Source organism: Sphingobacterium sp. LZ11T8, from assembly GCF_024261425.1.
Lineage (GTDB): Bacteria > Bacteroidota > Bacteroidia > Sphingobacteriales > Sphingobacteriaceae > Sphingobacterium.
This window is the reverse complement of the sequence record NZ_JANBZY010000002.1, coordinates 611,522-633,111: the sequence shown is the minus strand read 5'-3', so window position 1 is coordinate 633,111 and position 21,590 is coordinate 611,522. Positions and strand designations below refer to the sequence as shown.

The following is a 21,590-nucleotide window of genomic DNA, read 5'->3' as shown; positions in this document are numbered from 1 at the left end:
TCTAGCAGCCACTGGAAAACGATAATTCATTTTATTTTACCAACCTGGGTTCTGTACCAGGTTTTCATTTTTTACGATGGCTGTAGCCGGGATTGGGTACAGGTATTGTTTGTTATTAGGGTCCCAAGTACGGGGCTGGGCCTTGAACCATTCCAAATGTTTATCTGCAGTGAGGGTTTGAAAGTTGGTAGCCTTTCCACCGATAGCGACTTTAGCAACACCTGAAGGTACTGTGATGGATGGTCCAGATTGACTGCCATCGTAGAACACAACATCCATCTTACCATCATGGTCTAAATCCATTAAAGTATTCAAGGCTGGCACATAGATACCCGTCCAAGGTAGGTTTGCCATCAATTCACCTAATTTCCAACGCTTCAAATCATTGAATCTGAAACCTTCTAATGCAAGTTCTACCTGTCTTTCCCGACGAATCTCTAAGAGGATAGGGTCAGAAATCTTAGGGAAGAAGGTCTTTTGAAGGAAAGGGTCTACTTTTGAAGGTAATGCATTGGTTCCTCCAGTCACCCCCGCGCGAGCGCGAAGTGCACCAATGGTCTTTTGCCAATCTGAAGCCGATAATTGCTTTAATTCAGCTTTTGCCTCTGCATAATTTAATAAAACCTCTGCAAAGCGCATCAACGGGACAGCATTGGTGTTGTAGCCACCATTGTCATAGAAGCTATCATCCAAAGTATATTTGATAGGCTGATAACCCGTATAGGTAAAGCTGCTGAAGTTGGGCGGAGCTGGAGCATCATTGCGTTTGTAACCGGGTGTACGGATCAACTGCGAAAGGCGATTGTCCCTGTTTTGGGTTTCCTCAAAGAATTCTTCGGTTTTGTAGTTAGCACGGTCGGTATATGGAGTTCCATCGATATTCAATATGCTGTTCACAAATTCCCTGGACAAGCTCAATCTAGGACCGTAGGTTGCGGAAGTCCACCACCAGTTGGCATCATTTAAGATGGCCAATTCCTTGCTGAATGCTACAGCTAGCATAACCTCAGAGGTAACCGGCGTATTGCTGATAAACAGCTGCCTTTGGGATAATTTAACCCCTTGGGCAGTATTCAGGGAATAAGGACCTTTTGACATCAGGATATCGCCGGCATCAACCACCATTTTAAAGAAATCATCTGGTTTTGTTGGTAGATCAAGTGCATGGTATTTACGGAAGGTCCCTTCGAATAGTGCCACTCTGGTTTTTAGGCCAAGGGCAGTCCATTTGTTGATTACCGTACCGTCGCCTGCACTTTCAGTGATGTTTTGGTAGGCATAGTCAAGGTCTTCCAAGATGTGCTTTACTACTACCTCCCGAGAGTCCTGCTTTGCAAAAAGAACTTCCCTTTCATCTTGCGAGATTGGATGGTCTATCCATGGCACATCTCCAAATCGTACGACCATATTATAATAGAACCAAGCCCTGAAGAATCGAGCCAGTCCGGTATAGTTATTACGGATCGTTTCATTAACCTCCTCACGGTTGTTCTTGACGATCATTTGGTTGATGTTCCTTAAGGTAGACCAAGACCAGCCCGAACTCACTTCAGGAGAATAGGCTCCCTTGACCATAAAGTCATTAAGGCTATTGACCACAGAATAATCGGTCATGGCATCGCCCTTATAGGCATCTGAACCGGAGGTAATATTGTTGTAGAATGAAATACTGTAGGTTTTCAATCCGTTTTCGGTTCCAAAGATATCATCTTCGGTTGCGGTTGCTTGGGGCATTTCAGATAGTTCACAAGAACTGAACAGCAATGCGATAGCAGGTAGATATAATAAATTTCTTAATGTTTTCATGATTATAATCCGATAGATAGGTTAAAACTATAGCTTTTCATAACCGGGTAATTGAAACCATCACCATGTCCTGTCGAGATATCAGGATCTGAAGGTCTTAAGTTGCCGACATCTAGATCTTTTGTCCTTTTGTAGAATGGGGACCAAGTAAATAGGTTTTCACCAGATAATCCAATCCTTAGGCTCTGAACTTTAAGTTTTGAAGTGATTGAACTAGGGAAATTATAGCCTATCTGCAGGTTTTTCATACGGATGTAAGAGATTTCCTGTAAGAACCTTGTTTGTGGATTGACCTTAATGGATTCATTATATCCTGCATAACGTGGGAAGTATCCATTCGGATTGTCCTCAGTCCAATAATTGTCAACATGCCAAGATGGAAGGTTGTTGTAAGGTCTATTATATTGTCCCCAGAAGATTGATTCGTTTCCAGGATACCACTGTTGCTTACCAACACCTTGGAAAAAGGATGATATGTACACATTCTTCCAGTCCAAGTTGAGGTTGAAGCTATAGATGTAACGTGGTTCTTTGTTACCGATGATTCTTTTGTCACCATGGTCAGTCAAGGTATTTGTTCCATAATCAATGACACCATTTCCATCTAAATCAGCAAAGCGTACATCACCAGGATAGATCTTACCAGAATTGGATGATTTAATCAAGGATTGTGTAGCAGCAGCATCGATTTCCGCTTGGTTCTGGAATAGGCCTTGGGTTTCATAGCCCCATATTTCACCTAGGGTCTGGCCGATATAATAATCAGAAAGGTTTCCGGTTTCATTGTTGTAGCGATCGATGGTTGATTTATAATCAGCCAAAGTTCCTTTTACAGACCAGTTAAATGGACTTCCTGAAGCTTCAAAGCTATCTCTATATCCTAGTGAAAGTTCAAAACCTTGGGTAGTCATGTCGGCATAGTTTCCTTTAGGGGATGCTGCACCGAATACATCTGGCAATGTCATACCTACGGTGTACATATTCAATGTTTTACGTTGGTAGAAATCAGCCGTAAAAGTCAATTTATTATTGATGGCAGAAAGATCCAGACCTATATTGGCCGTTCTTGCAGTTTCCCAGGTTAGGTTGTTTGGAATAACCACTGGAACCCCTGTATATGGATTTTTAACCCCGCCAATCACCCTGTTGGAGATACTGATGGAATACTGATCCATAAAAGCATAGGGGTCAATATTACCATTTCCAAGTGAACCATAGGAACCTCTTAGTTTTAAATCGGAGATAGCGCTCTTGTCTACTTCAAAGAAAGGTTCTTCCGAGATTCTCCATCCCACGGATGCAGAAGGGAAAAAGGCCCACTGCTCATTGATAGGGAACTTGGAAGATCCATCGTAACGTCCATTGAATTCAAATAGGTATCGATCTTTATAGATATAATTAGCACGCATAAAGACGCCAACGTTTCTGTATTTGTTGTAACCAGCAGTTGCGGTGGTATTTTGACCTAAAGCTAGGTTGATATTGTCAACATCTTCGGTCAGAAGCCCTGTCTTTGTGATATAATCTGATTCGTAAACGCGTTGTTCATAGTTATAACCCAATAAACCTTTGAAATAATGGTCGCCAATGGTTTTTTCGTACTCACCATATAAGTTTCCAAATAGGTATTTCCATTGTTGGTCGACCAGATAGATATTGTTGTTCATGGAGGTTTCCAGTTTCAACATTTTTCCTTCAGCAACACTGTATGGAACTGGCACGCGGACGCGAGTAGAATTGAAATCACGGTTCCTGAAGGTGAAATCACCTTTTATTCTCAGGGAGTTATCCAAGAATTTAGTTTCGAATGCCGTGGTATTTCGAAGGTCAGCGTTTTTAGTGGCTGTACCATTCTTGCCGTAAATGAAATCACCGACAGTATAGGCTGCCGAGAAACTGAAGGAGCCATCAGGATTAAAAATTGGAGAGGAAGGGTGACCTTCATCAGCTATGTTTCTCCAGATATTTCCACCTTCACCAGCTGTCGAAGGATCCCAATATTTAGCATAGGAGTAGTCGATGTTATTGGTAATCCTTAACCAATCATTGACCTGCATTCCTGCTTTAGCTCTAGTGTTGTACGTGTTATAATTGTCGGTATTGAAATTATACATACCGTTGTAGTCATAAGTTCTGCCAGATAGATAATAGTCGAATCTACCGGAGTTTCCTGAAATGGAAAGGTTATGGTCCTGAACAAAGGTGTTGTCCTTGATCAGGGTGCCATAATAGTCCTCATTGCCATAATAAACGTAGTTTCCTTTATCATCTACTGTAACTTCTTCAGTAATGCCTTGTTCTTTACGGCGTTTGAATTCTTCTAACCATTCTGTAGTAAAGATCTGGGTCTTATTCAGTTTACTTGGGATTGATGAATAGTTGTTCCATGCATTATATGCTGTAAAGAAGTGGGAAGCATAGGTATATCCATCTGTAATAAAGTCGGGTCTAGCGATTGGCTTCTGGAATGAAGCATTTCCGGAGTAGGTAATGCTTGTTCGGTCTGCCTTAGCTCTTTTGGTTGTGATCAATACCACACCGAATGTACCGCGAGATCCATAAATAGCCGAAGATGAAGCATCCTTTAAGACCGATACAGATTCGATATCATTGGGGTTCAGTGAGGAAGGATCGCCTTCAACACCATCGATTAAGATCAAGGCACTTCCACCTTGCCCGATGGAGGTGGTACCACGGATGTTGAAACTAGGATTACGGGTTGGTTTACCGTCAGCAGGAACAATGTTTAAGTTAGGAACAGCACCCTGCAGCATTTGGCTGGCATTTGCCAAGACCCTTCCTTCGAAAACTTCAGGACCCACTTGGTCTACAGCTCCGGTAAGGTTGGCTTTCTTTTGTGTTCCATAACCTACAACGATCACTTCTTCCAGATTGGTGTCGTCAGGAGTCAGGGTTATCTGCACATTACTTGATGTTACCGTCACGTTTTGTGCTTCAAAACCTAGGTAACTGATTCGCAACTGCTGCCCTTGACTAGCTTCGATTTCAAACTCACCATTTTCATTGGTACTGGTAGACTTCTGTGTGGTCAGGTTAGTAATTGTTACTGGGGATAAAGGATTTCCATCTTTATCCTTTACAACACCTCGAATAGTCGATTGTCGTAGTTCTGAACCAATAGCTTTGAATGGCTCAGCAAGTCTCAAGTCCACATTTGCCCAACTGGGATAAGAAAGGCAAAGGGCGAGACTAACAATTAATGTTTTTCTCATAGTGATTAAAACGGTTTAGTGTTTTGGCAAAAATGTAGTTTTAAGATTGATTCAATGTTAAGCTAATATTATATTAACTTAAAAATCTTAAATAAGTTTGATAATAAATAGTTGAATATTAGTAATGTTGAAATGTTTTTAAAGATTTCTTAAGAAAATATTTGAAATTTATACGAGGATATTCTTGGGAAATACCGTTACTTTTTATCCATAACCTTGATGATATGAGAAAATTATCTCTCTTTATAGCTTGCAGTTTAGATGGTTTTATCGCTAAGCCAAATGATGATCTCAGTTTTCTGAATTTAGTTGAAAAACAGGGCGAAGACTACGGATACGCAGATTTTACCGCAGATATTGATACAATTATCATTGGTAGAAAGACTTTTGATTTTGTTGAGCGAACCATAGGTGTTCAACATTATGATCAAGCTGAACGTCAGGTTTATGTGATTACGAGCTCCGATAGACCGGCACAGGGAAATATTAAATTTTATAATGGTAATGTTATTGCATTAGTAAAGGATTTGAAAGCTGCTGATGGCAAAGGTATTTACTGTGATGGAGGGGCAGAGCTGATCAATGAGCTATTAAGAAATGAATTGATTGATGAATTGATCATATCTATAGTTCCAGTTTTGTTGGGAGAGGGGGTACGGCTATTTAAGGAACATATGACAGAACAAATCCTTGAGTTACATTCGGTTAAATCATTCGAGACTGGTTTGGTACAGCTTCATTATCGACGGAAGGAAAGTGCGAAATAGGATTGGGCAATCAATAGAATTCAATTAGTCTTTGATTGATGATGTCGTACTCATAAAGTTTTCTATTTTCATTATCGATATACAGCCATTGTAAAATATTCTGCTTATTATCTTGGTCTGTTCCAAGGCCAATGACCATATAGGGTCGGTCTTCAAAAGTTATTTCATCGATTTGATAAATCATCTTGGCCTGATCCTTTTCCTTTAGGATTTCTTTGGTGAGAGGTTGGGTGCTATAGGCAAGATAGTATTCTAAGTATGCAGTTAAAAATATGCAAGGTAGGAATCTGTTAATTGTAGATCAGGAGATTTGGCATATTGTAGGAGGTTTGGATAAGCTCTTCGGAGTGCATGTACCTTTCCATCCATTAATTTTGTATAATCCAAGAGGACTTGATTGATTTCCATCAAATCACCATCAATATTTTTAATTTCCTCCTCTTTCCATAGCACTTCAATGATATCACCACGCAGCAAATCCTTGCTAGGTTCTTTTTTAGCCATGAAGACCATTGGCCATGATTTATTTCCTTCTTGCACAAAGAACAGAGTTATGTCTCCCTCATCGTTATACTCCTTAAAGACCAAGGTATCTTTAACCTGCGCTTGAGTTGCATTTATATGAATGAATAGGAGTGCGAGGAAGAGTAGTAAATGTCTAGCTATCATGACTTATCAATTTGAAATTGAAGGAATTTAATTTAAATCATTCAAAATTTACGAATAAAGCTTTAAGAAATTAGTATTAGCCTTTATTATTAACTGAAAGTAAAAATTATGAAACATGTAAATATTCTTTTGAGTGAAGCTGCACAATTGCTTTTTTGAAAGCTATCTTTGCGCCATATTTATAAAAAATAGCTGTAATTAATATTAGAAAATATGAAGATGATTTTAACTGCCGATCTATGTGATGCGTATATGCCAAACCTTCAGGTTGTAAAACCCATTGGATTCATGAATTATGGGAAGAAGAAGAGTTTTCATGGACAGATTGTAACTGTGAAAGTTTTTGAAGCCAATGAATTGATCCGTGCGATATTGGAGGAAGATGGCAATGGAAAGGTGTTGGTAGTTGATGGTGCTGGTTCAGATCGTAGGGCTTTGGTCGGCGGCAATATTGCAGCTATGGCACAGGAGAATGGTTGGTCTGGCGTATTGATCAATGGCGCGATCCGTGACGTTTTGGAAATTGCTGAGGTGGATATGGCGGTTCTTGCCTTGTACAGCAATCCACACCGTAGCGCCAAAGAGGTGCAAGGCGAAAGAGACTTGACCCTTCATTTTGCCGATGTAGATTTTATTCCTGGCCATTTTATCTATGCTGATGAGGATGGAATTATACTTTCAGAAAAGGAACTTTCATAATATTTTACTCTAAAAAGGATCATTATGAAGTATCCTTGGCTGTAAATGATGCGCCAATACGCCTAGACTGTATTAATTTAACTAACTTTGTAGCTTTACATTCATTTTAAATATTCAGCAGTGTCTTTAGATAAATTAAAACTTAGCAAGCGTCTCCATGCATCGATGAACGAATTGGGTTATTTTACAGCCAAGGAATTCCAGTTAAATGCTCTTTCACGCATCGTCGGTGGACATAGCATCCTCGGCATTGCTCCAGAAGGTGCCGGAAAAACCACGACTTATGTCCTTGGGGTATTGATGCGGTTGAAATATACCGACGATGAAGCTCCTAAAGTTTTAGTCTTAGCACCAAATGAAGAAAGAATCGCTGAAATCGTAGAGCGTTTTTATGCCGTAAGCCGTAATAAGAATCTGCATATTATGGGACTTAAGACCAGCGGAGGGATGGAAGAGGAGATCGAAGACCTGGTCCGAGGTGTAGATATCGTTGTGGCTACACCTGCCCGTGCGCGGGCGGTCTATTTGAAACTGGGCCTTAACCTAAACCGTATCGAAACCTTTGTGATCGATGATGCAGAAGAAATCGTAAAGCAAGGGATGCAAACCAACGTTCGCGAATTGGCGCAAAGTTGTGGGAAAGTGCAATACCTATGCTTCAGTACCGTTGAACATGAAAAGCTGCATCTGATGATTGACGGTTTTATGCCTTATGCAACCCTTGTAGAAGTGGATGAGCTTGGCGAAAACAGTCATGACACCCATGAACTGATGCTTTATCAGGTGCCTAATTTCAGTACAAAGATCAACCTTTTGAATGATCTAATGGCTGATGATGAAGTTTTCGATAAAGTAGTTGTCTTTGTAAATACCAAACATACTGCCCATAACCTATTGGATAGGCTACATGCCAAAAAGGGTGTTGCTGCTATCTATAGGCCTATGTTCCATGATGACTATGGCTTTGATGATATCAATATCTTTAAACAGAGGCCCGAATGCCGTATCCTGATCGTAGCCAATGAAGGCCTTGAGGATATAGACTTAAGCGCTGTACCTTTTATCTTCCATTTTGAAATTCCAGAGAACAGGGAAGAATTTATTAAGCATGTCCTGAAGATTGGTGAAGATGAGGTTATCGCCATCAGCTTTGCTACCGACATTGAGCTTCCTGAGGTTAAGAAAATCGAACAGAGTATTGGCAAAAAGATCCCTGTGATGCCACTTCCGGAGGATCTAACGATCTATAAACCATCTGAGGTATCTAAAGAAAAAGCTGTTGAGGATGAAAGTAGAGGGGGAGCCTTCCATAAAAAGAAGGAAAGCAACAGTAAGACCTACAATTATGGGAGTGGAGTGAAAGCTAAGATGACCAAAAAGAATAAAAAGAGGTAAGCACCTAGATCAGCTTTTTGATTTCTTGGATATCATCTATTTCTGAAGGGAGTTTATCTTTTCGCCAGCGAACAATTCTGGGGAACCTGAGGGCGACGCCCGACTTATGTCTGTTACTTGGGGCAATGCCTTCGAAGGCTATCTCGAAAACCAATTCAGGTTTTACGGTACGAACAGGGCCAAATTTCTCTATAGAGTTTTCACGAACGAACTTGCTGACCTCAGCGATTTCCGTGTTACTGAGTCCTGAATAGGCCTTGGCAATGGTTACCAATTTATCCCCGTCTTTCACGGCAAAGGTATAGTCGGTGTAGTGCCCACTACGGCGGCCGCTACCCCGTTGTGCATAGATCAGTACGGCATCGATGCTCATCGGATCCACCTTCCATTTCCACCAGAAACCTTTCTTTCTCCCAACCTGATAGGCCGAATCTTTGGCCTTTAACATCAAACCTTCTGCATTTATATTTCCAGAGGATTCCCGAACCTTATTGAGTGAATTCCAATCGCTGAAATCCAATAATTCCGATAATAAGAAATTTTCTGAATTCAATTTACCCAGGAGGTCTTCTAATATTTTCCTTCTCTCCTTCAGTGCCATGTCTCGTATATCCTGTCGGTTCAGTTCCAAGATGTCAAAGGCAATAAATTTTATAGGGACCTCTTGCATCATTTTCTTGGAAATATTCTTCCGGTTCAGCCTTCTCTGCAATTGATTGAAGGTCATGACGCCATTTTCATCATAAGGAACGATCTCTCCATCGATGACAAAATCAAAATCCACCTCTTTCAGATCTTCCAATAGTTCGGGGAATTGCTCATTTACCAGCTCCTCACCACGCGACCAAATAAAGGTTTCGCCTTCCCGTTTGATTACCTGTCCGCGGATTCCATCCCATTTATATTCCACTTGCCAATCTTGCTCCATGCCTAGACTTTCAAGATCCTGAACCAAGGGATTTGCAAGGCTAAAGGGATAGGGAACGGATAGGTTGATGTTGATATGTTCCCCCTTGATAAATTTTTCAAAGGAGAGCAATTCAGGATCCCAATCCGACATAAGGCTATGGGCTACCAGGTTTGCATCCAAATCATAATACTTGGCAAAAGCATTAATGAGCGTTTTAGAAGATACACCGATCCTAAAACTACTGCCCATAAGTTTATTGAACACAAAGCGTTCGGTCTGTCCCAGGCTTTCCCATGAAGTGAGGATGTAAGATTTGATTACATCATCAGGTTTTCCCTGAAGAGCCATGATTTCCTGAATCCACTGGTCCAAGCTTTTTTCGACAGTATGTTTGGCGGGCGGTATGATCAAGGCAATGGTCTCCGCCAGATCACCTACAGCTGTATATGATTCCAGAAACAGCCATTCAGGAATGCCACTGTATTCAATGGCCAATTGACGCATGATATTGGTCTTGACAGAACGGCGCGGCCTTTTTCCCGTAAAGAGACGGATGAACCAATACTTATCCAATTCGGAAGATTCAGCGAGGAACTGTTCAATAGCTAGGATTTTGCTATTGGTCTTATTGCTGCTGTCCAGCGCATTTATCAGTCTTGCCAGTACCTTCATCTTATTCCTTGATTAGCTGTTCATCAGTTTCTTCTTCGCTGCCAAAAGCAGTTGTAATTTCCTCAGCTTCAATGCCTATTTCATTGAGGTACCTCGAAAATTCTGCTTTAAAACCGTGCGTAACATATACCTTTTCCGCAGCTGTTTCACGCACCGCAGTCAATAGGCCTGGCCAATCGGCATGGTCACTGATGGCAAATCCCGCATCAGCACTGCGCCATCGCCGGGCACCGCGAACCTGCATCCATCCAGAACAGATTGCCGTTTGTGCATTGGGAATATTCTTCAAGATATTGGAACCAAATAGGGAAGGAGGTACAATGATAATTTCGCCTTTCATGTCCTTTGGGCGATCATTGAAATCAATAGTTTTATAGGCAGGTAAGGAAATGCCACTTTCGGTAAAAGCTGCATTGATCCTGGAAATGGCATAATGCACATATAGGTCATCAAAACCTTCCAACGCCTTCATGATACGTTGAGCCTTTCCTAAGGCATAGCCGATGATTATCGAATTATTTCCATTTCGTTTATTATTGGCCACCCATTCCCCAAGGTTTTGGTTGATTTCGTCAACCGGTAGCCAATTGTAGATGGGCAGACCAAAGGTGCTTTCAGAAATGAACTCATGGCAACGGATCGGTTCAAAAGGAGTGGAGAGGCCATCATCCTGGATTTTATAGTCCCCGGAGACAACCGTTACTTTCCCCTGAAATTCCAATCGAACCTGTGCCGAACCAATTAAATGCCCTGCAGGGTGCAGGGAAACCCTTACCGAATTGATTTCGATAGCTTGGTTGTAATCCAGTGTCTGAACCTTAATATCCTGTCCTAGCCGCAGTTTGAGTATCGGAGCCGTCAGTTCATGGCATAGATACCGCTTCATACCTATCCGGGCATGGTCTGCGTGTGCATGCGTAATAATGGCATAATCCACCGGCAACCAAGGATCAATATAGAAGTTTCCTTGAGCACAATATATCCCTTCTCTCCGAAATTCCAACATAGGCCCAAGGCTTTAGGTTTTAGTCTTTAAAACTGTACAGAAAGATTACATCACCTACATAGACAGGTTTGTCAGACTCCTCACTCATGAGTTTAGCTTGAATGGTCGCTTTTACCGTACCACGCAGGTTGTTGATAGATTTCACCAGAGCATGCAATCGAACACGGGTATTCACTTTTACTGCTTGCCCGAATTTAAGGTTTTCAATACCGTAGTTGATTTCCATCTTCACATTCCTGACATCCGCAATCTGCTTCCATAAATGGGGGATAAGGGATAGGGTCAGGTAGCCATGTGCAATGGTGGTTCCAAATGGGCCTTCATTCTTCGATTTTTCCTCATCTACATGTATCCATTGATGGTCCAATGTAGCATCAGCAAATAAATTGATCTGTTTTTGGTCAATTAAATGCCATTCAGAAAGACCTAATTCTTTCCCTTCATAAGTTTTGTACTCTTCGTAATTATTGATGATTACCATAGGTATTATTAGTATATAAAAATAAGCTAGTGATTTTTTTTGATTAATTAAAGGTTTTTAATCCATGAAAATCCCAATCAGCTCAGTCTGTAGGGTTTAATTACCCTTATTTCTAACAATTGATAGCTCCATATGTTTGCACTGGAGCCTAGGTTTCCCTAAATGAAATATGAATTGCATATGGTTATTTGATAAAGCGTATTTCCTTTATCAATGCGTAATGTAATAGACAAACTTACCTACAGCTTCTGCAATCTTATAGACCATCAATACAGCAATCAAAGCTGCAAATCCTAGTATGATTTTTTTATTTTTCATAATCCGTTTTAATAATTGGTTATCCTAATTCGGTAATCGTTACAAAATTTACTTAATTTATGTAAAATTCTTTTTTCAGGCATTAATTTATCACAGATTTCATGCAATTATACATTCCAAAAATAGAGTTAGACAGCTTAGATAAATCTGGATTGGAAATCTACCAAGGTTTAGATGCTGAACCATATGGCCCGGACCTGGCGAGCAAAGTCTGCAAAAAGCTGATGCAAAATCCAGGAGAGGATACAGGCCTATATTTTTCCCATCGTGATTATTGCGGACTGGGACTGTATTTTATCAACCAACAATTTATGCTAGGCGTAGTAAATGATGGTTATGGACCAGAACCAATGCTGGCAAGCTGCGAATCAGATACTGATTTAGTAAACTGGCTGAGTCAAGAATCTGATCAAACCATGTCGCTATATGGAAGTCACTTTAATAACCAAACCATTACTAAGTCCCGTTTGGAATGGTATCTAGAAGAAAATTATTCACCTACCTGGAATATGTACTGTTTGTATATGAATGATAGGCGGGGAAAAGGAAGACCATGATAATATTTCGAATAAAGCCTAATCCGAAAAATTAGGCTTTATTGATTTTAATTGATTTTTTTACCGGTAATTAGGATCTGCTTAGTTGCTTTACTTCCAAGCGTAGAAACCGATAATGAGTTTTCGTCTTTGATATATACGAATACTCCCTTTGGATCATCGTCATCATTGCTCATCGTACCGTTCTGCTCATAGACATCAAAAGTTTCCGAAACACTTCCCGAAGCTGCATTTGTCGTGAATTTTAACTGGTCTTCACCCGCTTGAGTAACCGTTACGATGCTATTGTCATAACTGGTGAACTTGCCGTTAGAAAGATGAATGCTCAAATCTCCCTGGTAACTCCCCACAGCATCAATAGGCTTCAAATTACTGTCTTTGCTACAAGACGTTGTTCCAATAAGACCCAATGCAATAAATAGCATAAAGTGTAATTGCTTTTTCATATTAAGTAGATTGTGTGATTTCTTGACACGAAACAATTTCCCTGCCAAAGATAAAAATCTGTGGATCCGGTAAATGGTAAAATAGGGGATATACCAAAGAAAATAAAGGAAATCGGAAATGTTAAGCTAAATATAGGCTATGCTGCTTTTTTGGAATTATTCAAGGCTAAGTAGATAATTGAACCAATCACATTAAAAACCAATACAACCAATATCCAGACCACTCTTTGGCCACTGGATAGTTCTCGGTTCGTGACGATATGGTAGATGGAAAAGACTGTAATAAATAACATAATTATCCAAATCGCACTAGCTATTAAACTGCCTAAGAAAAGTAAGTTCATAATGATTGATAATTATGGTGATTGATGTTGTTATCATGAATTTAGAAAGAATTGTTGGGGAATCAAAATAGGGAGGGAGACTATTATGATATATCTAAGAAGGTATATTTCTAGCAATGATAATAATTTCACCATTGCTTAACATCTGTTTCATATTCAACATCTTTATTTGTGCCAATTTATTAAGCTATATTAATGATAAAACAAATTCACACACTAGCGACTGCTTTAACCTTTATTGCAGCACTAACTTCTTGCGAAAAAGATCAAGATCACAACCAGTCCAAAGTTGTAGACTATCCTGCTATGGCGGAAGTAGAAACTCCCAATGTACTGATGACGACCAAAGATGGCGTAAAAGTCTATAATGGTGGTTTTGGTTCCGCTATAGTGGCAGACCCGAATGATCCGGAAGTATTTTATATGATGACAGATCGAGGAGCCAATGTAGCTGGACAGGCTAAGAACGCTATTATCATTGGAAAGTCGGACTTCGCTCCACAGATTGGAAAATTCAGGTTGAAGGAAGGGAAATTAGTCCTGGAGCAAGTAATCGAATTGAAGAATGAAAAAGGTGCCAAGTTAAATGGCTTACCGAATCCAAAGGGAATGGGGTCAACGGGCGAAATTCCTTATGATCTGAATGGACAGCAATTGGCAGCATCGGCAGACGGTATCGACTCTGAAGGTTTGGTTATCGCCGCGGACGGCACGTTCTGGATCTCGGATGAATATGGTCCACATATCGTTCATGCCGATATCACTGGAAAGACCATTGAACGTATCAACCCTTTTGGAACTGGCTTCGGTGGCCGTAAAATTCCTGCTGTCTTTGCTAATCGCAGGGCCAATAGAGGGATGGAAGGCTTGACGATTACCCCAGATGGCAAGACCTTGGTCGGTATTATGCAATCCCCGATGTACAATCCCAGTTCGGCTGCCATATCAGGTTCAGTGATCATTCGTATCCTGACCTTTGACATCGCATCCGGAGCTACAAAACAATACGCTTATCTGATGGACAACCCCTCACTTACCGGTGTAAGTGAAATATTGGCCCTGAGTAATACGACTTTCCTAGCCTTGGAAAGAGACGGTCTCTATGGTGCTGATCCTGCAAAACCTGCACAATTCAAAAAGGTATTCAAAATCGACATCAGCAAAGCGACTGATATCTCTGATGCCTCAAATGCTGCTTCAGGGAAATTGTTTAAAGGAAAAACTGTTGAAGAACTAAAGGACCAAGCTGGACTGGCTGCTGCTGGTATTACCCCAGTTACAAAGACTCTAGCCATTGATTTATTAAAGGATCTACCAGAGGTCTATCCACACGATAAGGCGGAAGGTCTTACTATGTTAAAAGGAAATATTCTGGTGGTTTCTAATGATGATGATTTTGGAGTTGTCGATAATGGAAATAGTGGCTTTGCCCAGAAAATCCTTCCAAGTACCAAAAGCGTAGATAGGAATAGATTGTATTTCATTAAAATGAAATAAGAAGGAGTACTGTATTTTTATAATATAAATGAGGCCGTATCAAATATGAATTGATACCGCTTTTTTATTTTTGTTGGATTAAGGAAACTGGGTTTGTTCTAAGATTTTTCTAGTAATTGTTATTACCCTGAACCCTCAATCAAGAATGCTTTGTGTCAAATATGAATTTAAGGTACCTTATCAAGGGCAGTAAATTTTAAAAGATCATCAGACCTAAGCCAAATACCAAAATCAACGCCTTCATGACCAGGAGTAATTTCATCTTTAGCAATTATCTTATAGTATACTATATACGAAAGATAAGGTTCGCTTTGCCTGACTATGGACTTAGGAGCTGACTTTAATTTAGAAATTAATGTTGGAGTAAATATTTCCTGAACCCTTTCTGTAAAGAATATTTTAGAATCTATGTAGTTTTTTATTCCAGCCTCATTACATAGAATGCATCTAATTGAATCAGTACTATTACTGATTAAGGAGTCAATATTCTTGTTTTCAATCAACTTAATTATGTGTTCTGCTTTCTTGTAGATTAAACTTGAGTCAATCTGTCCATAAGATTTTGAACAGAGTAAAAAAGAAAAATTATAGCTAGTGTCTTCATGATCACATTTTGAGTATCGGATTGGTTTATACATCAATAATAATTACAAGCTATTTATCAATGAATCCTTTATACAAAGCCCCTCAAAAAGAATAGGTTTATTTTGTGATAAGCGAAATAAACTCACCAACGATAAAACCAAATCTATAAATAGCAAAAGCTGATAATAGGATTAATATTGCTACAACTAACTTTCTGTTCTCAATTAATATTTCAATTGCTCTATTCATAGCCTTAAGTTATTAAGAAATATTGAATATTTGAAGGTGTTTTTGTGCCTACTTTATTTGGAGGAAATAATTACAAATATATTAATGATAGGAACTTCTTTCGATATTAATAAGTAAATGATAATCTACCTGGACCTTATCAACACGATAAGGCGGAAGGACTACTATGTTAAAAGGAAATATTCTAGTGGTTTCTATTTAGGATGGTTTTGGAATTGTCGATAATGGGAATAGTGGCTTTGTCCAGAAAATCCTTCCAAGTACCAAAAGCGTGGATAGGAATAGATTGCATTTCATTAAAATGAAATAATAAGGAGTCTGTGATATTATAAAATATATGAGGCCGTATCAAAATATGAGTAAATGCAGTAGATGATCTAAGCTTTTACTAAATTTAAAAATTATCTTATAAGTGCCAAATTATCCAGTTAGGCTTTTTTAACTGTTAAATATTTTTAACTATTAATAGATTTACATTAATCTATTAATGATATTACGGATATAGTATTTTCTGAAAAATTATCTATAAAGGCAAGTTCACAATAATTGTTAAGAATATAACTGATGTAATGGATTTAGGATGATTTTTTGAGGATTAAATTAGGAGCAAGGATAGATGTGTTAGTATTTTTCTTAATCAATATTCCATTTCTAAATTTTCAAGTATTGATTCTTTGGATTTTAATTTCAATCTAATAAAATTAAGGTCGCTTAGAAGTATTTTTAAGTTTGTTAATGATATTTGTTTATGACATATAGTTAAGAATCTATTGCTCAAGGTTGTATTTTATAGTTTAGTGAACTTTAATGTTAAACGATCACATAGCTTTTTTATAGAAATTGAATTCAAAAAGGCACTTTTTTCTAATGATAGCTTGAAATTTAATAAAGCAATTTTGTGTGAGATGAAATTTAATAAAATTTGATTAGAGTCAGGGTCAGGGAAAAAAACACCAAAAGTAAACACTTCTTTTCCCAAGAACAAATTCATAACAACAATTACAGCTGTTTGGCCTTCTAAATTACAATAATAAATTCCTCTTTGTTCTTTGTTGAAAACATCAAACATATAAGCTTCATCATAATATAATTTGAGTGCCGGATTCATAATTTGATCTCGAATTATATTGAAGTTATTTTGTTTCAGCAGTCTATAACCTATTTTACTAAATAATAATAAGTACGCAGATTTTAATAAACCAACTCTAAATAAATGAATATCTATTTTTGGAACTATGGGTTTTAAATAAAGTAAATTTCCTGGATTAATATGGTTATTTACAAATAATTTCAATTTATCCTTATGATTATTTTTGTTACTGTGGGTCAATTGGAGAGTACCATCTTTATTAGAAGTAGCTGTCCCTTGAAAAACTTCATTATTTCCGTTATGTACCCTAAATTTTTGATTATTTAGATTCTGGAAAAAAGTTTTTCTATTGAATTTTATACCCTTGTATAGTTCATAATCAATGCTTGAGCCAGTTCTATTATTACAATCAACACAAGTATAACATCTTATTTGTCCCCCTAATGAATGAGGAGGGACATGCTCCTTAGTTAATCCTTGAGGGACATTAGATGGATTTTCAATACTAAATTCTTCATTACAAATAGGACATGAAATAGTATCTTTCTTTTCAAATACACTCAAATAATCACTAATGAAATCTCTAATCATTTAAAAACCGAAATAGTTTCTATATTAATTTATTTTAGCCATTGGAATAGCACAAACTTGTTTGGTTATGTAACTAACTAATATGTAAAAAAACTGATTGGGGCATGAGACAATTGCTTCATTAATTGCTGCTTGGTACTCTCCCTTTAAGATTTCCTCATTTAATGTTGGGCGGTACCTTGCTACAGTTCCTAAATAAAATGCAAAACCTAAAATACTATTTAGTCTATGCAGCCTAGAATTTTCTAAGTCCAAATAAAACCTATATCCAGATCTCGTAATCATTGGGAAAATTCCTAACTCCTTGATATTCTTAAGAAGCTTAGGATAGCAAATTTTCCAACTCCTGGATGAATTGTAAGTGTATTTTAGAACTAACTTTGATTTAAAGTGATGACAACGGTTATCATCTATTATATCTAGTTTTTCAAATAGGTCATTGAATTTACCTTTGTATAACTTTGTAGTATTCATCAATTTATCAAATTTTTTTTCATAAGATAAAGTCAAATAAATTTTTTTCCGAGTTCTATCTGTACGAATTTGAATATCTACTGGTAAAAATTTTCTCTTAGTTCCTGGAAATAAACCTAATGCATAGGAAATTTCATGAATTTCTGGTAAATCTCTTAATAAATCACTAAAAGTTATATCTACTCCGTCTTTGTTGCTTATTTCCCAATCTAAAGTCTTTGCAAATTCATGGAAAATAGAAATACCTGAACCATTTAAACTTGCCAACTTCAATGTCTCTTTACTATTCGGAGGTAAACTTAATCCATGATGTTCAACCTTTTTCTCTAGGTCATAACCATTTTGTATTAAATAGACCTTTACCAAATTAATAAATGAATAATATAATAATGTCCCTTTAGAAGGCATTGCTGCAGTCAGTGATGAATTATAAAAATCTTGTGAGAGCTTTGTGAAGTAAATAGACTTTCGTAAATTTTCTTTTCTTTTTTTTGCATCTCTTTTTACAGATGATAGTTCACTAGATAAAAATGCTTCTAAATAATTAAAGGGCTCAGATGTAAGAATAAAAGCCGAACCTGCTTCATTATTAAATGGAAAGTATTTTACAGGTCTATAATCTCTTAGTGCCATCTCCCCAATTTCTTCTAATTTCATAATTTATTTATTAATTGTAAATCATATAAAGGAATAAGTTAATTTTATTGCATCAATAAGTTTATTGAAATAGTGTATAATTTAATCTGTTCAAGAAATATTCTCATTAAAATAAATTTACCTCCCTATTGCTCTTTGTGTACTCAATTTAAAATCCTGTTTAAAATGATTATCTAGCCATTGCTTCGCAAAGTCCAACTGTACTTTACGCATTTGCAAGGCAACCTGATCTAAAATCTTATTATAAGCAATATCACGTGTATAGTTATCTTGGTTATTCAAATACTTTGATTCATAATCAGGATGCTGCTGAATTTTCTCCACAAAAGTCTGAAAGAACAAACGCTTATCATCAGGTGTAGCATCCCAATTTGCAAACCAGCGTTCATTAAATTCTCGAATGATACTATCCAGCTCAGACTTATCATCTGTTCCATGTGCTCCTCTAGGATTCGAATTAGTTGGATCTAACTCCGATTCGGAATCATCCAGACTTAATTTTTCGTTTAATCGTACACGTTCAATTCCATAAGTAGATAAGTCTACAGACTCCAGTAACTCATCCAAAAGATCTTCTTCGCGTTGCTTCACTTGCATCTTTGGAATCAAGAACTTTAGAAACCAGAAAAGTTTCTCCCAATTCATATTCTCAAATGAGATAATGGCCGCCAATTGACCATACACCTTTACAAAATGTTTAGCTTTAATTTTAATGTCTGCCTTTTCTTCCTCATTTAGTTCTAAAACCTTATTAAAACGTTGAGCCGCAGTATCTATAATTGGACTTAACTGATCTGCAGGAACACTCTTGAAGAACTTTGTATTGAAATCTTCCACTTCACCCCATTCATATATACTCGTTTCATCTAATGCATCTTTGAGATCATGCAAAACATTGACATCCGTTTCTGAACTCAAGGTTGTAGAAGTATAGAATGGATCAAATGAGGATTTAATGTCTGAACTATCATTAAAGAAATCTAATACAAATAGATTTTCAGTTTTCTTACCTAGTTTTGGTGCAGATCGGTTCAACCGTGACAAAGCCTGCACACAGAGTACACCCTGCAATTTCTTGTCAACATACATGGTTGTCAACTTAGGTTGGTCAAAGCCTGTTAAATATTTATTAGCAACAACCAGAATACGATATTCGTCCTTGTCAAATTCGTCTTTGGTGTCAGATTCTGGAAAACCATTCATTATAGCCTCGGTATATTCTATACCGTCTACAGTTTTAGCTCCCGAAAAAGCGATAATAATCTTAATTGGAGAACCCTTCTGTGCATTCAATTCCTTAAGTGTTTTATAATATCGAATAGCCGATTCAATACTTTGTGTTACGACCATAGCTTTAGCCTTGTTATGCAGAGTTTTTTTATAAAAGACTTTTTCCATGAAATGGTCTATTATGATCTGTGCTTTGGCCTTGATAGTTCGCGGATCTTTTTCAACAAAACCTTTCAATCTACGTTGAGCTTTCTTTGTATTGAACTCTGGATTATCTTCAATCGATTTATGCAGCTGATAGTAGCTTTTGTAGGTTGTGTAATTGGAAATAACATCTAAAATAAAACCTTCCTCAATTGCCTGCTTCATCGAATATAAATGAAAAGGTTTAAATGTATCATCAGGTTGTTTAGTTCCAAAACGCTCCAAAGTAGAATTTTTGGGGGTTGCAGTAAAAGCAAAATAAGATGCGTTTTTACGCATTTTTCGAGCTTGCATGGCTCGAACTATTAGGTCCTGGGCATCTACTTCACCTTCTTCATTTGATTCTATCGCACCCAAAACTTGATTCATCTTATCTGAGGCTGATCCACCTTGACTACTATGTGCTTCGTCAATAATAATAGCAAATCGTTTATCATTCATAGTGTCAATGCCATCCAAAATATGAGGAAACTTCTGGATAGTCGTGATAATAATTCGCTTTCCAGACTCCAAAGACCGTTTCAGATCTGTGGAGGAAAAGGCAGGTGCTACAATATTTTTGACATCAGAAAAGGATCTAATATTTTCTCGCAATTGCCTGTCCAAAATTCTCCTATCCGTGACAACAATCACTGAATCAAACATCGGCCTTCCTTCGTTATTTTCCACCTCAATCAGTTGGAAAGCTGACCATGTAATTGAATTGGATTTTCCAGATCCTGCCGAGTGCTGAATTAAATATGTTTCTCCAATACCTTTTTCGTGTACATCGGAAATAAGTTTTCTAACGACATCCAATTGGTGGTATCGGGGGAATATATAATATTTCTTTGTTAATGGGTCTTTGTCTTTGCCTTCTAACAGCATATAGTGCTGTATAATCTGTGCTAACTGCTCCCTGTTAAAAATCTCTTCCCAAAGATATGCCGTTTTATGTCCATTTGGATTGACAGGATTTCCCTTTCCATAATTATTTCCCTTGTTGAAAGGTAAAAAGAATGTTTCCTTACCCTGCAATTTCGTGGTCATAAATACCTCATCTGTATCCACAGCGAAGTGAACTAAACAACGACCAAATTGCAGCAATGGCTGTGAAGGGTCCCGAGCAAACTTATATTGATTGATACCTTGAACAGCAGCTGTTTGACCTGTCCATTCATTTTTTAACTCAATAGTACATAAAGGGATGCCATTCACAAATAACACCATGTCTATTTCTTCTCCTGGGTTAACAGATGAATAATGAACCTGCCTTGTTATAGAAAATTGATTGACTTCAAAATTCTCTCGAATGGATTGTGCTGAACTTGCACTTGGCGCTTCATAAAATAAATTGAAATAGGCATTATCAACTTCCAATCCTTTCTTCAGTAGCTTTAGTACTCCATCTTTTTTTACCTTACGGTCAAAACGCTCCAGAATTTTCAGTTTCCAATCACTACTCACCTTTAACTTAGCCAATTCCTTTGCTTGGGTCTTTTCCAAGAAATCCCAAAAACGTTTAGTATCAAGTGCATATCGCTTATCAAAATCTAAAGGGGACCCGATATAATAGTTTTTGCCAGTCAGGTAGCTTCCTTCAGATTCATAAAAAGAATTTACCGACAAAGACCTCTCTTTCAGCTCTTCTACCGTATAGCCTGTTAGATGTTTTTCTATTGATGATTCTAATGCTTGTTCGTTGTATTTTGAGGTCATGACTAATCAATA

19 protein-coding genes are annotated in these 21,590 nt (G+C 37.8%); 5 read left to right on the top strand and 14 right to left on the bottom strand.

From position 1 onward, the window contains the following. Window positions 1-36: 36 nt before the first annotated feature. The gene (locus NLF99_RS07655) at window positions 37-1,806 is read right to left on the bottom strand and encodes a RagB/SusD family nutrient uptake outer membrane protein (RefSeq protein ID WP_254527547.1); all 1,770 of its coding nucleotides are present in this window, start codon (window positions 1,804-1,806) and stop codon (window positions 37-39) included. Window positions 1,807-1,808: 2 nt separating this feature from the next. After that, complete coding sequence (locus NLF99_RS07650; RefSeq protein WP_254527545.1) at window positions 1,809-5,039, bottom strand: TonB-dependent receptor; 3,231 nt, start codon at window positions 5,037-5,039, stop codon at window positions 1,809-1,811. Window positions 5,040-5,263: 224 nt separating this feature from the next. Here NLF99_RS07650 and NLF99_RS07645 point away from each other — a divergent pair, with 224 nt between their 5' ends. Continuing rightward, complete coding sequence (locus tag NLF99_RS07645) at window positions 5,264-5,806, top strand: dihydrofolate reductase family protein (RefSeq protein WP_254527543.1); 543 nt, start codon at window positions 5,264-5,266, stop codon at window positions 5,804-5,806. Window positions 5,807-5,816: 10 nt separating this feature from the next. Here NLF99_RS07645 and NLF99_RS07640 read toward each other — a convergent pair whose 3' ends face one another. Continuing rightward, window positions 5,817-5,990 carry a hypothetical protein gene (locus NLF99_RS07640; RefSeq protein ID WP_254527541.1) on the bottom strand — a complete coding sequence of 58 codons (174 nt, stop codon included), beginning with the start codon at window positions 5,988-5,990 and terminating at the stop codon, window positions 5,817-5,819. A gap of 80 nt (window positions 5,991-6,070) precedes the next feature. Continuing rightward, entirely contained in the window at window positions 6,071-6,475 is a 405-nt protein-coding gene (locus NLF99_RS07635) for a hypothetical protein (protein ID WP_254527539.1), read from the bottom strand. A gap of 213 nt (window positions 6,476-6,688) precedes the next feature. On the opposite strand from NLF99_RS07635, the gene rraA reads away from it, so the two are divergent. Together rraA and NLF99_RS07625 are read left to right on the top strand one after the other, a co-directional pair. Beyond that, window positions 6,689-7,174, top strand: a complete 486-nt coding sequence (gene rraA, locus NLF99_RS07630) for a ribonuclease E activity regulator RraA (protein ID WP_254527537.1) — start codon at window positions 6,689-6,691, stop codon at window positions 7,172-7,174. Between the two features lie 120 nt (window positions 7,175-7,294). Continuing rightward, entirely contained in the window at window positions 7,295-8,569 is a 1,275-nt protein-coding gene (locus NLF99_RS07625; RefSeq protein ID WP_254527535.1) for a DEAD/DEAH box helicase, read from the top strand. Window positions 8,570-8,573: 4 nt separating this feature from the next. Here the strand turns inward: NLF99_RS07625 and NLF99_RS07620 are convergent, their stop codons facing one another. The 3 genes from NLF99_RS07620 to NLF99_RS07610 are packed head-to-tail and all read right to left on the bottom strand — an operon-like array spanning window position 8,574 to window position 11,638. After that, the gene (locus NLF99_RS07620; RefSeq protein ID WP_254527534.1) at window positions 8,574-10,151 is read right to left on the bottom strand and encodes an ATP-dependent DNA ligase; all 1,578 of its coding nucleotides are present in this window, start codon (window positions 10,149-10,151) and stop codon (window positions 8,574-8,576) included. 1 nt (window position 10,152) lies between these two features. Next, the gene (locus tag NLF99_RS07615) at window positions 10,153-11,157 is read right to left on the bottom strand and encodes a ligase-associated DNA damage response exonuclease (RefSeq protein WP_254527533.1); all 1,005 of its coding nucleotides are present in this window, start codon (window positions 11,155-11,157) and stop codon (window positions 10,153-10,155) included. A gap of 19 nt (window positions 11,158-11,176) precedes the next feature. Further along, window positions 11,177-11,638 carry a MaoC family dehydratase gene (locus NLF99_RS07610; protein WP_254527532.1) on the bottom strand — a complete coding sequence of 154 codons (462 nt, stop codon included), beginning with the start codon at window positions 11,636-11,638 and terminating at the stop codon, window positions 11,177-11,179. A 419-nt stretch (window positions 11,639-12,057) separates the two neighbouring features. On the opposite strand from NLF99_RS07610, the gene NLF99_RS07605 reads away from it, so the two are divergent. Continuing rightward, window positions 12,058-12,513, top strand: a complete 456-nt coding sequence (locus NLF99_RS07605) for a hypothetical protein (RefSeq protein ID WP_185212499.1) — start codon at window positions 12,058-12,060, stop codon at window positions 12,511-12,513. Between the two features lie 47 nt (window positions 12,514-12,560). Here the strand turns inward: NLF99_RS07605 and NLF99_RS07600 are convergent, their stop codons facing one another. Together NLF99_RS07600 and NLF99_RS07595 are read right to left on the bottom strand one after the other, a co-directional pair. Continuing rightward, on the bottom strand, window positions 12,561-12,959 hold the full coding sequence (locus NLF99_RS07600; protein WP_254527530.1) for a hypothetical protein: 399 nt from the start codon (window positions 12,957-12,959) through the stop codon (window positions 12,561-12,563). A gap of 137 nt (window positions 12,960-13,096) precedes the next feature. Further along, the gene (locus NLF99_RS07595) at window positions 13,097-13,252 is read right to left on the bottom strand and encodes a PLDc N-terminal domain-containing protein (protein WP_254527528.1); all 156 of its coding nucleotides are present in this window, start codon (window positions 13,250-13,252) and stop codon (window positions 13,097-13,099) included. Window positions 13,253-13,498: 246 nt separating this feature from the next. Between NLF99_RS07595 and NLF99_RS07590 the strand changes: the two genes are divergently transcribed. Beyond that, entirely contained in the window at window positions 13,499-14,800 is a 1,302-nt protein-coding gene (locus tag NLF99_RS07590; protein WP_254527526.1) for an esterase-like activity of phytase family protein, read from the top strand. 167 nt (window positions 14,801-14,967) lie between these two features. On the opposite strand, the gene NLF99_RS07585 is transcribed toward NLF99_RS07590, so the two are convergent. From NLF99_RS07585 to NLF99_RS07570, 5 genes are all read right to left on the bottom strand, one after another. Next, window positions 14,968-15,438 carry a hypothetical protein gene (locus NLF99_RS07585; protein ID WP_254527524.1) on the bottom strand — a complete coding sequence of 157 codons (471 nt, stop codon included), beginning with the start codon at window positions 15,436-15,438 and terminating at the stop codon, window positions 14,968-14,970. 64 nt (window positions 15,439-15,502) lie between these two features. Beyond that, window positions 15,503-15,634, bottom strand: a complete 132-nt coding sequence (locus NLF99_RS19685) for a hypothetical protein (RefSeq protein WP_302328364.1) — start codon at window positions 15,632-15,634, stop codon at window positions 15,503-15,505. A gap of 787 nt (window positions 15,635-16,421) precedes the next feature. Further along, the gene (locus NLF99_RS07580) at window positions 16,422-17,315 is read right to left on the bottom strand and encodes an HNH endonuclease (protein ID WP_254527522.1); all 894 of its coding nucleotides are present in this window, start codon (window positions 17,313-17,315) and stop codon (window positions 16,422-16,424) included. A 24-nt stretch (window positions 17,316-17,339) separates the two neighbouring features. Beyond that, window positions 17,340-18,446, bottom strand: coding sequence for a YaaC family protein (locus tag NLF99_RS07575; RefSeq protein ID WP_254527520.1), 1,107 nt, complete (start codon window positions 18,444-18,446; stop codon window positions 17,340-17,342). Between the two features lie 117 nt (window positions 18,447-18,563). After that, window positions 18,564-21,578: a type I restriction endonuclease subunit R gene (locus NLF99_RS07570; RefSeq protein ID WP_254527513.1), complete on the bottom strand. Its 3,015-nt coding sequence runs from the start codon at window positions 21,576-21,578 to the stop codon at window positions 18,564-18,566. Window positions 21,579-21,590: the final 12 nt, after the last annotated feature.